Here is a 12,490-nt window from a genome sequence, read left to right as displayed (position 1 = left end):
GTCAGGCCGTGACGCCAGCGCCATTCAGGCGCACCCGACCGATCGTCTCATTGGCCGTTCCTCCGACGGCCTGCACCGCCACGCCGATCAGCGTGTTGGTTGAAGCGACATTCGTGCAGGCGCTTCCGGTCCAGTAGATCAGCGCGCCGACCGTCCAGGCCTGGGACGCGGTCTTCGGCAGATCATAGACGCCAGTGAGGTTGATCACGCCTTCCGCGCCATTGGCGATGGGGCCGGTGGCAACGCCGAAGATCGAGCCGATCAGAACGCCTGCGCCCGAGGCGATATCCGCCTCGGCGGTGATGGTGAGCGTGTTGCCCGCTGCGATGAAGTTTTTCATGGGCTTTCTCCAGATGAAGTGTTGTTGCCCTGACCCGCGCGGGGTCGAGGGTCAGATCACGCGAGGCCGGGATTCTTGTAGAGACCGCGCCAGTCGATGGCCTTGGCGCCGAAATCGTGGCGGGCCTTGAACTCGATGCCATCGACCTCGAAGCCGACCCGATGCTCGGTATAGAGACCCTCCTGACCCGCCAGATAGGCGTATTCAACCGCGCCGAAGGCCGGATCGGTCGCGGCGAACCACGGATCGGGACCGGCGGTATTCACCAGCCGGATTTCCTCGACCACCGAGAAGCGGTTCGAATAGGGATTCACCTCGGCCGTGCTGCCGGGCGTGGTCGCGGCGAGTTGCTTGTAGATTTCAACCATGCGTTTTCCGGGCGGCACGATGATGTTGCGCGGCAGAACGGTGATCGCTCGGCCGTCGATATCCTTCTGCACCGCGAAAGCGCGCAGCATTGCGGTCAGGGACTCCTCGGTGATCGCCGCCGCAGTGCCGAGGTTGCCGTGATTGGCATGGAACAGTGCGGTTCCGTCGCCCATGGCGGGGTTCGACAGCAGGATCGAATAGAGGATATCCGATTCAAGGTTCGCGGCCGAGGCACCGAAGGACTGGACGACCCGGTCAAAGGCGCGCAGGTCATCGTTGATCAGCATCTGCCGGCTGAAGCCGATAATGCGGCCGTAGGTGGCGATCGCATAGCTTTCCTTGCCCTCGGTCGCGGTGCCATAGGTGAATTCGCCGCCTTCCGGCACCTTGACCAGATCGGGGGCGTTGCCGATCTGCAGGCGGTCAACGGGCCGGAAATCCCGCACCGTCACCCGCGTGGACCATGCCCCGAAGGTGCGCGGGGTGGCGTCATAGGCCGCGCGCAGCGTCCGGTTGACCACGCTACTGAGGATCGCCGGGAAGTCTCCGGTGCTGTGGTAGCCTGCCGAGCGCATGCCCATGGCGAAACCCGCGATCTCCATATCGGGCATGGCGGCGGTGTTGACGCCGGCGCGCTCGACGGCATGGCGGGCCAGGTCCATCAGGCTGCGGAACGCGAACTCCCGCGATTGCGGCGACACCGAATGCAGCGACGGCGCCGCCCGGTGCATGATCGCGTCGGCAACCGCATCGCGATAGGCGGCATCGCCGGTGCCACGCGCCTGCGCGGGGGCCAGTTCGACCGTGCGGCCCAGCGGGTTTGCATCGCCCAGCGCGTCGAGAACCGCCTCGCGGGCGGCATTGATCGAGACGCCGCGTGCGATCAGGTCGTTGGCAAGGTCAGAGCCAAGATCATGCCGGGCGCAGAGCGTCATGATGGTGCTGACGCGGCTGCGTTCTTCCGCGCGGATGCTTTCCGCGTCGGGCGCGGCCGGGGCGGCTTGCGGGATGGCAGGGGTTTGCGCGGGGGCGGGGGTGTTGCGGGTTTCATCAACACCCGCCGCAATGGTGTCTTCAGGCATGTTTCGTCCTTTCGTGGTGATCGCGCAGGGGAATTGCCGGGCGTCACTCGGCCCGATCCCGGCGCGCATGCCGGCGCCGGGATCGGCGCCGATGGCGACGGCAGAGATTTCAAGCGGCTCCCAATCGACCGCGCGATAGAGCGCGCGCTGGCCGCCATCGGTGCGGTCGGCTTTCGCCACCCGCTCAAAGCGATGGACACGGTATCCGACCGAGACATTGCGGATGATCCCGGCCTTGATGTCGCGCCAGATCGGCTCGACCTCATCGCGCTCCGACAGGCGGATTCGGGCAAAGCCCTGGCCGCCCTCGATGCGGATCGAGCCATTCTCGACCACGCCGAGAATGTCGGCCAGGCGGTGGGACGCATGCGAATTCAGGAACGGCGCACCGGCGTTCAGGCGATCCAGCCGCATCGCGTTGGGCGAGACGACCAGTTCCTCGTCGAACTCCTCGTCGCGCGCCCAGGAATAGCGCCGCACCTGCGCGCCGGTGGTCCAGAGAACCTCGAATGTGCGCGAGGCGTCATCGACGGATTGCATTGTGCCGGCCCGCCCGATCACGGGCAGGTCGAGGATTTCCTCATTCTCCATGTTTTACTCCTGATTTCCGGCGATCGGCGGCGCGGTCGGGTCAGTGGTCTGCACAAGGCCAGCCTTGCTGACCTTGCGCGGGTCGCTGTCGAAGACGAGGCCGGCTGCATCGGCCTTGGCCGCGAAACCGGCCCATTCCGCGAGGATTTCCTCCGGGTCGTATCCCCGCCGCGCGATCTGTTGCGGCAGGGTCGAGAAGCCGGCGCGCACCTCCAGCAGGTCGGCCTGCACATCCTGCAGCGGGTTGACGCTTTCGAACTTCGGCGGCCCCCATTCCGCAGGGATCTCGACGCCATCCGGCAGCAGGCCCTGCGACTGTGCCTCCTTGATGAACCAGCGCCAGATCGGCTCGCAGAACATCGGGATCACGGTCTGCCACTGGATCTGCTCGACCATGCGTCGGAACTCGTTCAGGCCGGCGCGGGTGGACGAGAAGTTGGCCTGCGACAGATCGCCGGTCATCATCGCATAGGGCACCCGGAAGCCGGCGGCGATGATGTGAAGCTGCGTCCGGTGCCACTCGTATACGCCGGCCGTCGAGGCCGGCTGGTTGAACTTGATGTCCTTGCCGCCGCGGGCATAGGCGATCAGGCCCGGCTCGAACTGCTCGACCCGGTTGCCCATCCCGTCCTCGATCACCGGGGCGATGGATTGCTGATCCTCATCGGCGCCAAAAACGATGCCGACCAGACAGGCTTCGGTCTTCTTGCGCACCAGTTCGGCGGTCTGCCAGTCATCGACATCGCGGATCGCCCGCATGGCCGGGGTGCCCCATGGGACGCCCCGGCTTTGCACCCGCTGGCGCTCGAACAGATGCGCCACGTCCTGCGCCCTGAGGCGCACCGATTCCAGGCGGTGGTTGACCATGGGGTCGTTGTGACCGGGATGGTCCGGAAACATCCAGTAGGCGATGCGCCGGCCGTCCCGGTCGGTTTCGATCCCCTGGCTGATCCGGGAACCATCGGCGCGGTTGTCGAAGCGCGCGGCGTCGAGGTGATCGGCCTCGCGCAGTTCGATGCGCAGACGCAGATCACGCGCGTGCGCGCCGCGACGATAGCGGGCCACCGCGAAGACCTCGCCACCCTCGATCATCTCGCGCACGGCGAGGCAAAGAACCCCATGAAAATCCGTGTGCCCATGATCGTCGCAACGGCTGGCCCAGCGCCGCCACAGATCATCGACCTGTCTGTTCAGCGCCGGATCGGGGGTCGCGGCGCGGGGGCGGATGCCGGTGCCGACGATATTGTTGACCAGCACCTGCACCGCCTGCGCGGCGATGGGGTTGTTGCGCACCAGATCGCGCATGCGGTCGCGCAGCGTGGCCCCGGCAGCGGCGATTTCCGCATCCGCCGCCGTTCCACCGGCTTTCCAGCCCGCCGTTGCACGCCCCTTTGAGGCGGCCTCATAGCCGCGCCGCAGGTTTGATATCGCCACCCGCGCGGCATAGCGCCGGGCGGCAGAGCGTGGCGAAACCACCGACAAGGCAGCATCCATCAGGCCCCAGCGCACGTCCGGGGTGATCTCCTTCGGTCCTGCCATGGTCAGCCCCTATGGAAACCGGCAAAGCCCGCCACCGGCAGCGGCCGGCCCGATCCCGCCGCCATCTCGCCCTCGATGGTGCGGATGCGGCTCAGCAGATCGGCGGCCGAGCCGTATTCAAGGGTCTTTCCATCATAGCTGACCCGCAGGGTGCCCGAGGCATAGGCCCGGCGCAGCGCGTCAAGTTCACTCTCGGTCCAGGCCATCAGAACCAGCTTCCTCTTTGTCTCTTGCCCAGCCAGCCCGACGGGCGGGGCGGCGGCGGTTTCAACGGTTGACGATGCGGTTGCCCGGCCGGGCGCGCATCACTCGTGCCGGGCATGAGCTGTGCGCGCAGATCGTCCCATTTGGCGCCGTCCCAGCGGTCCATGCCCATCAGCCAGGCGCAGGCGCGGGCATAGACCCGGCAGTCCAGCGCCTCGTTGCGGTCGCGGGTCTGCTGCCATTCCAGCTTCTGGAACCCCTGCCGGGTCTTGATGGTCATCAGCTGCTCGGCGGTCAGTTGCTTGGTCCATTCCGCGGTAGTGCCCTTCGGGATATGCACGAAACCGGCGGGCCAGCCGCTGCCGTCGGCGATGTCCTCGTCTGTCGGCGCGACAAGCCGCAGAAGACGATAGGTCTCGGATTTGAACACTGCGCCTGCGACCTTCCACAGCCGCACCCCGCGCCGGAACTTGCGCCCGCCCTCGGTCACATCGACATAGCTCGGGCCGTCCACCGGGGTGGAGCGGTCAAAGCCGCCGACACCCTTGATCGCGATCACCTGGCCGTGCCCCATCTTCCGGCACCAGCCATAGACCGCATCCGTGGTCGCGCCGTCGCCGGTGTCGATGGCCATCCGGGCCAGCGCCATGCGCGCGCCGCCAGCATGGGGCCAGGTCTCGGCCAGAAACCCGGTCAGATCGTCCCAGACCTCCTCGCGCGCCGTGTCGCCTTCCAGCACCACATGATCGACCAGCCAGGACTCGAGGTTCTCGCCCCAGCCCCAGACGTCTATCTCGATCCGGTCGCGCTGCACATCCGCGCCTGCCGTCAGGATCAACGCGCGCTGCGGCACCTCGCCCAGATGCCAATCCTCGCGCCGCTCGTAGAGGCGCTGCCAGTCCGGGGCCTCGCCGCGTTCCTGCCAGGTCTCGCCCAGCACGGTGTTCTTCAGGGTCTTCAGCGCGGCCTCGTTGCCGACCGCCTGCTCCCAATCCTGCGCGATCTTGGACCAGCTCAGCCAGCCCAGCGGCGAATAAAGGCCGCTGATATGAAACCCGACGATCCCCGCCGCCCGCGCCCGCTCCAGCATCTCCGGCTCGGCGGTCGGCAGCCATGTCGCGCCATTCGCCTCGTCCATCATCTCGGTCTTGTGGCGCTCCGAGATCGGTTCCTCGCAATGCTCGCAGACATAACGCGCGGTTTCCGGGCGGCCCGGCTGCCAGCGCAGGCGTTCGAACTTCAGCCATTGCAGGGCGCCGCAATGCGGACAGGGAACATGGTATCGCTGCTGATCCGACAGCTCGTATTCCCGCTCGATGCGCGAGAGGCCCTTCACGGTCGGGGTCGAGGCCAGAAACAGCTTGCTTCGATGCCCGAAGCTGATCGTGCGCGCCTCGGCCAGCGCGATGGGATCGCCCTCGCCATCGAGATCGCCCGGATAGGCATCCACCTCATCGAGAAACACCCAGCGCGCCGGCATCGAGCGCAGGCCGACGGCGCTGTTCGCGCCGGTCAGGATCAACTGCCCACCCGGAAACCGCTTGCCGAGAATGGTATTGCCGCTGTCCTTGGACCGCGACGGCATCACCAGTGCCCGCAGTTCCGGGCTTTCCTCGATCAGCGGGTCGATGCGCTGCTGCGACAGGCGCTTGGCCAGATCGACGGTCGGCTGGACCGCCAGAAACGGCCCCGGCGCCCGGTGGATGCAGAAGCCGACCCAGTTGTTGCCGCCTTCGGTCGCGCCCACCTGCGCGGCCTTCTGGAACACCACCCGTCGCGCCGGACTGGCCGGCGACAGCGCATCCATGATCCCGCGCATGAAGGGCGTGCGCGCGGTGCGATAGGGACCGGCCTCGCTTGCCGCGCGCGAGGACAGGATCCGGTGCCGATCCGCCCATTGGCTGACCGTCAGCGCCGGGTCCGGCGCCAGACCGGCCAGCCAGGCATTTCGGATATCCTCGGCGCCCTCGAAATCAGCCAGCGCCACGGATCGTCTCCCCTCGCGCCTGCCGGATCGCGCAGAGAACCGCCCCGGCCCCTTCCTCATCCGCATCGCGTTGCTCGCGGGCCTTCCTCGCCCTGAGCCGCATCATTGTCCTGTCGATCAGCAGGCCGAACGCCTGCCGGCGCCGCGCCTCGGCGCGCCATTCATCGTAAGTCAATCTTCACCTCCGCAAGATCGGCCAGGTGCTGGCGCAGGTAATTGTCCAGAACCTGCTCCATCCGATGGGCATCGACGCCCAGATCGGCGGCCATGTTGGCGGCCACACGGGCCGGCCAGTTCTGCCAGGCGTCGCGTTCGCGCCGGGCCAGATCGAAGACCATGGTGGTGGTGCGCGCCCGGTCCACCAGCTCGCCCTTCATCCTGGCGAGCTTGACCTTGGCGGTCTGCGCCTTCAGCACCTCATTGGCCATCCGCGCACGCAGGAACGACACCTCGCCGCCCGCGCCGGGATCGGGATCGGCGCCGGCCTCGCGCAGGGTCTCGCCGACCGACTCGATGGCGGCCCGCGGCACCGGCCTGGTCGCGGCGCTTGCGCGCGCGGTGCCGGCCGCCGTGGCGGTCCCCAGCGCCCGCGCATGCGCGCCGCGCTGCTTGGCCGGGTCGGTCTGCGCGTCCCATTGCCGGTCGGCCGTCACCGGATCGATGCTGCCATCGGCCTCAAGACTGATGCGCCCCGAAGAGATCGCCTTGCCCACCGCCGTGTGGCTGACGCCGCGATGCGCCGCATATTGACGGCGCGACATGCCCATTCCGCGTGACCCTTCCTGCTCGTGCCCGAGCAGCCGGGACGATTATATAAAGCAATGATATTGCTGCGATTATGCTACACTTCCGGCCTGTGGTGAGCGATTCTGATGGCACGAAAACGATGCAGTTCAGACGCCGGAGAGCCCCCCATGACCATGGCCATCACCACCATCAGGATCGACTATGCCAGCCTGCCCGACGGCTTCGATCAGAGCCGCAAGGATGCCGTCGCCGAGGCGATCGAGAGCCAGCTGCGCGACAGCGGCATCAAAGCCGATGCCTCGGATGTCATCTCGCATCTGAAGATCGAACTACCGACCTGCGGACTCGCCGCAGCCGCCACCGTGCTGGCCGATCTCGGCCTGATCTGAGCGAGAAAAGGAGGCCTGCGCCATGACCATCACCCCCCGCAGCAACCGTGATGCCGCGCTCACCGCCTTTCTCGGCAAGAAAGCCGAGATCGACACCATGCTCGCCCGCCTCGCCGCTCTGAGCGACGATCATTTCAACGCCAGCCCAGACGCGGTGAACTGGGGCCATGTCGGCACGCTGGAGCATTATGCCAGCCTGCTGCGCCAGATCACCGACAGCGCTTTTGGCGAAGGGGAGCATGCGCGATGATCCCGCTTTCCGAAATCCAGAGCCTGATCCTCAGCCGCGCGGCCGCGCGCCCCGGCAATCTGGCGCTTCCCTTGCCTGACGGCCTGCGCGGCGGTGCCGCCGCCAAGGTGGTGGAGGCGCTGCTCGCCAAGGGCCTCGTCGAGGAGGTCGAGGCCAATATTCGCCGTAGCGAGCCGCTCTGGCGCGAGACCGGCGATGGTCATGGCACCACGCTGCTTGCCACCGAGGCCGGGCTTTGCGCCGTCGGCATCGAGCCGCTGGTGGCGGGCGCCGTCGCCGGGGCAAGGCGCGGGCGGATGGAGCGGGATGCGATTGAACCGACAGCTTCTGCCGCCGCGTCTGCCTCCCCGGCGATCCGCGCCGACACCAAGCAGGCGGCGTTGATCGCGCTCCTGCAGCGGCCCGAGGGCGCGAGTGTTGCCGAGGCGGCTGCCGCGTTTTCGTGGCAACCGCACACCGTGCGCGGGGCTATTTCCGGTGCCCTGAAAAAGCGGCTCGGGCTGGTCATTGCCGCAGAGAAAATCGACGGGCGCGGGACCGTTTACCGCATTGCCACGGAGGGCTGAGCGATGATTTCCTTCAATTGCCTGCCGGAGCACGAGACCTTGGGCGAATTCGCCCGGCGCGAATGCGTTGAGAGCATCGACATCCGGTTCTGCCGCAACGATGCGGAAGCGGGCGCCGGTGAGACATTCATCGCCACCTGCGCACCGGCAGGGGCCGAGTTCGCCACCATCTACGGCATCACCGATCTGGGCGAGGCCCGCGCCATCCATGATGTCGATCTCGACGCAGCAGGGGCCGATGAACTGGCAGCCGCCTGCCGGGCGCTGTTCGTGGCGATTCTTGCCGCGCGGCGCGATCCGCCTGACGCGGCCCAGCGCCATCAGGCGGAACAGGACGCCATCAGTGCCCTGAGCTCGCCCATGGACTGACACAGGCCATCGTCTGTCATATGGTCGCAAACCTGATGCGGGTCGGGGCAATGCGCCGATCCTCAACGCACTGCCTGTTGGCGGATCGCCTCGAACAGCCGCCGCAGGGCAAAGGAGCGGATCAGCGACAGGCCGGTGAAGATCGCGCCGATGGCGAGATGCTGCGCCGGTGCGGCGTGAAACCCGAACAGCGGGAACACCAGTACCTGCGCCGTGATCGCGACCCAGAAGCCGACGGCGACGTTGGCGATAGCCTCGACCATTGACATGGTGCGCGACTGTTTCATACCGCCAGTTCCTTGCGCAGTCGGGCCACGGCCTCGAAGCTCTCGCCGGATTCGGCATGGGTGACGGTATTGCCGGTCATCAACTGCCAGCGGCGCACCGCGACGTCGCAATAGGCCGGATCCAGCTCCATCCCGAAACATCTGCGCCCGAGGGCGGTGGCCGCGATCAGTTGCGACCCGGAGCCGGTGAAGGGCTCGTAAAGCAGATCACCCGGATCGCTCCAGGCGGCGATCATCTCCTCGGCCAGCCTGACCGGGAACACCGCCGGATGCGCGCCGCCGGCAATGGCACCCTTGTGGCGCATCACCCGGATCACGCTGTCGGGGATGCGATGGCTCTGGATCGCGTTGCCGGCGCCGTGCTTGGCGCTCACCGTGCCATCGGCCGCGCGCAACCCGCCGCCGCCCAGCACCTCGCCGGCATGCTTGCTCTCCACCGTCTTGTTCGGCCGCCGTGGCACCCGATTGAAATGGAAGACGAACTCATGCGCCGGGGCATAGCGCCCGTTCCAGTCGCCGGGCAGGCCGGGCCCCTGATCCCAGACATACCAGCCGAAGCGGCGCCAGCCCTGCGCCCGCATCCACTGGATCCAGCCATCCCAATAGGGGATCCATTCGCTGTCACGATGCACCAGCCCGAGATTGACCAGCAGCTGCGCGTCCCCGGTCACCGGGGCTGCCGCGAACACGCCCTGCATCAGCCGGTCCCAATCGCTGACCTGCTCCTTCGCCGCGCCATAGTCGCGCTGCTGGCCATAGGGCGGCGAGGTGAAGAGGAGCGTGGCGCGTTGTCCGTCCATCAGCCCCGCGACCGCCGCTGCATCGGTGCTGTCGCCGCACATCAGCCGGTGATCGCCAAGGATCCAGATGTCGCCGGGGCGAGTGACGGGATCCTCGGGCAGGTCGGGGATGTTTTCCTCTTCTTCTTCCGCATCGGCGCCGAAACCTGATGCCTCGGCGTCTCCGAGCAGATCAGCCAGCTCGTCATCCGAGAACCCGACCAGATCGATGTCGAACCCGTCCGCGCGGATCAGTTCGATCTGCTCGAGCAGGATCTCGGTGTCCCAGCCAGCGTTCAACGCGATCTTGTTGTCCGCGACAACCAGCGCACGGCGCTGCGCTGCGTTCAGATGCGCCAGCCGGATCACCGGCACCTCGGCCAACCCGAGGCGCTGCGCCGCCATCAACCGCCCGTGGCCGGCGATGATGACCCCATCCGCGCCGATCAGGATCGGATTGGTGAAGCCGAACTCGGCAATCGAGGCGGCGATCTGCGCGATCTGATCCGGCGAATGGGTGCGGGCATTGCGGGTGTAGGGGATCAGGTTGTCGACCGCGATCAGCTCGATCTGCATCACGCGGCCTCACCTATCGGCCAGCAATTCAGATGCGAGAGTTCTGAGCGCATGCGCCGCAACCAGGGGGACCACGCCGTTGCCACAGAGGCGAAGCCGGTCCACCCGGTGGGCCAGCCCATCAGCGCCTCGACGAATGCTGGGTTCAGCGTCCGGGGCGTTTCGCAGGTATCGTCGCCAGCCAGCGGTGTCACAAGGACCTGGCGGCCAAGCAAGCCGTTCACCGGCGTGTTCGCCAATGTGCTCGCCCCGTCCTTGTGGTCGCGCGCCGTCGGCGTCATCCACAGCGCGCCCGCGTGGGTCAGATCGGCCGCCCTGCGGTTGCCCGCACTCGGTTTGCTGCCATCCATGGCCATCGGCGTGGGCCAGAGGCGCAGCATTTCCGTCCGGTTGCCGCCGCTCGAGCGGATCCCGGAGCAGGCGCGCGGGGTCGGCCAGCTCGTCGCCCTCGCGGATGGCGAGGATGAACAGCCGCTCGCGCCGATGGGGCGCACCGACTTCCGCCGCCGTGAAGAGGCCTGCCGTAAGCCTGTAGCCCAGGCCGACCAGTCCGCTGGCGACTTCGGGGAAACCGAGGCGGAGATGATGGGCGACATTTTCGAGGAAGACGAAGGGCGGTTTGATTTCGCCGATGATGCGGGCGACATGGGGCCAGAGGTGGCGGGGATCGTCCGCGCCCCGGCGCTTGCCCGCCACGCTGAACGGCTGGCACGGATATCCGGCAGTGACGATATCCACCGCGCCGCGCCATGGGCGGCCGTCGAAGCTGGCAATATCGTCCCAGAGAGGCGCTGGATCCAGGGCCGCATCTTCCATCCGCGCCACGAGCACGGCCGCCGCGAAGGCGTCCCGCTCGACGTAACCCACAGTTCGATAGCCGGGGACGGCGAGGGTGATTCCCAGCTCGAGCCCGCCCGCGCCGGAGCACAGCGACAGGCCGAAGAGACATGCGTCTGCGGCTCCGGCAGGCAGGCCGGGGGAAGATACAACCAGGTCATGCATGGCCTCACGCGGCGGTCTTGCGCTTGCGCGCGGGTTTTGGCTGGGGGTCGGGGTCGCTGGCCTGCGCGGCGGGGGTGCCGGGACTGGCGCTTGATCGATCACCGGAAATTTCGGTGAAGGACCGACCGTCGCTCTCCAGCATGGCCACACCGCCGGTGAGGTTCTGCCAGCGCTCGATGGCGACATCGACGTAAGCAGGGTTCAACTCGATGCCGAGGCAGGTGCGGCCGGTGGTCTCGGCCGCGATCAGCGTGGTGCCGGATCCCATGAACGGCTCATAGATGGCCTGACCGGGGCTGGAGTTGTTCAGGACGGGGCGGCGCATGCATTCGACCGGCTTTTGCGTGCCGTGCACGGTCTCGGCGTCCTGATCGCGGCTGGTGATGTGCCAGAGCGTGGTCTGCTTGCGGTCGCCGGCCCAATGGCCCTTGCCCTTGGCGCGAACGGCATACCAACAGGGCTCGTGCTGCCAGTGGTAATCGCCGCGGCTGAGGATCAGCCGGTCCTTGGCCCAGATGATCTGCGAGCGGATGTTGAAGCCGCTGGCGATCAGGCTGTCGGCGACCGTGGTCGCATGCAGGGCGCCATGCCAGACATAGGCGACGTCACCCGGAAACAGCGCCCATGCCTCGCGCCAGTCCGCGCGGTCGTCGTTGAGCACCTTGCCGGTGCGCTTCGTGGCGGATGCGCCGGCCTGGTTGCGCCAGGAGGGATCATATTCGACCCCATAGGGCGGATCGGTGACCATCAGAAGCGGCGTCACCCCGGCCAGCACCCGCTCGACATCGGTGGCGACGGTGCTGTCACCGCAAAGCAGGCGATGATGGCCCAGCATCCACAGATCGCCGGGGCGCGAGACCGGATCGGCGGGCGGCGCGGGGATGTCATCCTCGCCCTCGATGGCGCCGGCCGTCTCCGGTGCCTCGATTTCCGCGAGCAATTCGCCGAGTTCGTCATCCGAGAAGCCGACCAGATCGATGTCGAACCCGTCCGCGCGGATCAGTTCGATCTGCTCGAGCAGGATCTCGGTGTCCCAGCCAGCGTTCAACGCGATCTTGTTGTCCGCGACAACCAGCGCCCGGCGCTGCGCTGCGTTCAGGTGCGCCAGCACGATCACCGGCACCTCGGAAAGCCCCAGCCGCTGTGCCGCCATCAGCCTCCCGTGGCCGGCGATGATCACGCTGTCCTCGCCGATCAGGATCGGGTTGGTGAAGCCGAATTCCGTGATTGAGGCGGAGATCTGGGCGACCTGATCCTCCGAATGCGTGCGGGCATTGCGCGCATAGGGCACCAGCTGCCCGACCGGCATCATCTCGATCTGCAAGGGGCGAACTCCAAAAGAAAAGACCCGCTGCGACAGGGCAGGCGGGTCCAAAGTGACGGACAGGCGAATGTCCGAGAGGTGGCGAAGGG

15 protein-coding genes are annotated in these 12,490 nt (G+C 67.2%); 4 read left to right on the top strand and 11 right to left on the bottom strand.

The window, feature by feature from the left end:
- Window position 1: 1 nt before the first annotated feature.
- The 7 genes from JCM7685_RS00665 to JCM7685_RS00640 are packed head-to-tail and all read right to left on the bottom strand — an operon-like array spanning window position 2 to window position 6,873.
- Window positions 2–340, bottom strand: coding sequence for a DUF2190 family protein (locus JCM7685_RS00665; protein ID WP_074969904.1), 339 nt, complete (start codon window positions 338–340; stop codon window positions 2–4).
- A 56-nt stretch (window positions 341–396) separates the two neighbouring features.
- On the bottom strand, window positions 397–2,382 hold the full coding sequence (locus JCM7685_RS00660; protein ID WP_074969906.1) for a prohead protease/major capsid protein fusion protein: 1,986 nt from the start codon (window positions 2,380–2,382) through the stop codon (window positions 397–399).
- 3 nt (window positions 2,383–2,385) lie between these two features.
- On the bottom strand, window positions 2,386–3,921 hold the full coding sequence (locus JCM7685_RS00655) for a phage portal protein (RefSeq protein WP_074969908.1): 1,536 nt from the start codon (window positions 3,919–3,921) through the stop codon (window positions 2,386–2,388).
- Window positions 3,922–3,923: 2 nt separating this feature from the next.
- The gene (locus JCM7685_RS00650) at window positions 3,924–4,127 is read right to left on the bottom strand and encodes a phage head-tail joining protein (protein ID WP_036707016.1); all 204 of its coding nucleotides are present in this window, start codon (window positions 4,125–4,127) and stop codon (window positions 3,924–3,926) included.
- Entirely contained in the window at window positions 4,127–6,112 is a 1,986-nt protein-coding gene (locus JCM7685_RS00645) for a phage terminase large subunit family protein (protein ID WP_074969910.1), read from the bottom strand. Before JCM7685_RS00645 ends, JCM7685_RS00650 begins: the two co-directional genes overlap by 1 nt.
- Complete coding sequence (locus JCM7685_RS19760) at window positions 6,099–6,287, bottom strand: hypothetical protein (protein ID WP_170848961.1); 189 nt, start codon at window positions 6,285–6,287, stop codon at window positions 6,099–6,101. Before JCM7685_RS19760 ends, JCM7685_RS00645 begins: the two co-directional genes overlap by 14 nt.
- A complete protein-coding gene (locus JCM7685_RS00640) occupies window positions 6,274–6,873 on the bottom strand; it encodes an elements of external origin (RefSeq protein ID WP_331716674.1) in 600 nt (199 codons plus the stop codon). Before JCM7685_RS00640 ends, JCM7685_RS19760 begins: the two co-directional genes overlap by 14 nt.
- 153 nt (window positions 6,874–7,026) lie before the next feature.
- Between JCM7685_RS00640 and JCM7685_RS00635 the strand changes: the two genes are divergently transcribed.
- Genes JCM7685_RS00635 through JCM7685_RS00620 form a run of 4 tightly spaced genes read left to right on the top strand, consistent with a single transcriptional unit; the run spans window position 7,027 to window position 8,433 of the window.
- Window positions 7,027–7,248: a hypothetical protein gene (locus tag JCM7685_RS00635; RefSeq protein ID WP_074969914.1), complete on the top strand. Its 222-nt coding sequence runs from the start codon at window positions 7,027–7,029 to the stop codon at window positions 7,246–7,248.
- Window positions 7,249–7,270: 22 nt separating this feature from the next.
- Window positions 7,271–7,498, top strand: a complete 228-nt coding sequence (locus JCM7685_RS00630) for a hypothetical protein (protein WP_074969916.1) — start codon at window positions 7,271–7,273, stop codon at window positions 7,496–7,498.
- Window positions 7,495–8,064, top strand: coding sequence for a DUF3489 domain-containing protein (locus JCM7685_RS00625; RefSeq protein WP_074969918.1), 570 nt, complete (start codon window positions 7,495–7,497; stop codon window positions 8,062–8,064). The genes JCM7685_RS00630 and JCM7685_RS00625 overlap by 4 nt, the downstream gene beginning before the upstream one ends.
- Before the next feature lie 39 nt (window positions 8,065–8,103).
- Window positions 8,104–8,433: a hypothetical protein gene (locus JCM7685_RS00620; RefSeq protein WP_139218122.1), complete on the top strand. Its 330-nt coding sequence runs from the start codon at window positions 8,104–8,106 to the stop codon at window positions 8,431–8,433.
- A 62-nt stretch (window positions 8,434–8,495) separates the two neighbouring features.
- Here JCM7685_RS00620 and JCM7685_RS00615 read toward each other — a convergent pair whose 3' ends face one another.
- The 4 genes from JCM7685_RS00615 to JCM7685_RS00600 are packed head-to-tail and all read right to left on the bottom strand — an operon-like array spanning window position 8,496 to window position 12,389.
- Window positions 8,496–8,720, bottom strand: a complete 225-nt coding sequence (locus JCM7685_RS00615) for a DUF7220 family protein (protein ID WP_074969922.1) — start codon at window positions 8,718–8,720, stop codon at window positions 8,496–8,498.
- The gene (locus JCM7685_RS00610) at window positions 8,717–10,075 is read right to left on the bottom strand and encodes a site-specific DNA-methyltransferase (protein WP_074969924.1); all 1,359 of its coding nucleotides are present in this window, start codon (window positions 10,073–10,075) and stop codon (window positions 8,717–8,719) included. Before JCM7685_RS00610 ends, JCM7685_RS00615 begins: the two co-directional genes overlap by 4 nt.
- 9 nt (window positions 10,076–10,084) lie before the next feature.
- Window positions 10,085–11,077, bottom strand: coding sequence for a DNA cytosine methyltransferase (locus JCM7685_RS00605; RefSeq protein ID WP_074969926.1), 993 nt, complete (start codon window positions 11,075–11,077; stop codon window positions 10,085–10,087).
- Window positions 11,078–11,081: 4 nt separating this feature from the next.
- Window positions 11,082–12,389 carry a site-specific DNA-methyltransferase gene (locus JCM7685_RS00600; protein ID WP_083412891.1) on the bottom strand — a complete coding sequence of 436 codons (1,308 nt, stop codon included), beginning with the start codon at window positions 12,387–12,389 and terminating at the stop codon, window positions 11,082–11,084.
- Window positions 12,390–12,490 lie beyond the last annotated feature (101 nt).

Origin of the sequence: Paracoccus aminovorans (assembly GCF_900005615.1) — a bacterium.
In the GTDB taxonomy this organism is placed as follows: Bacteria; Pseudomonadota; Alphaproteobacteria; order Rhodobacterales; family Rhodobacteraceae; genus Paracoccus; species Paracoccus aminovorans.
This window is presented reverse-complemented; position numbering and strand designations above follow the sequence as displayed.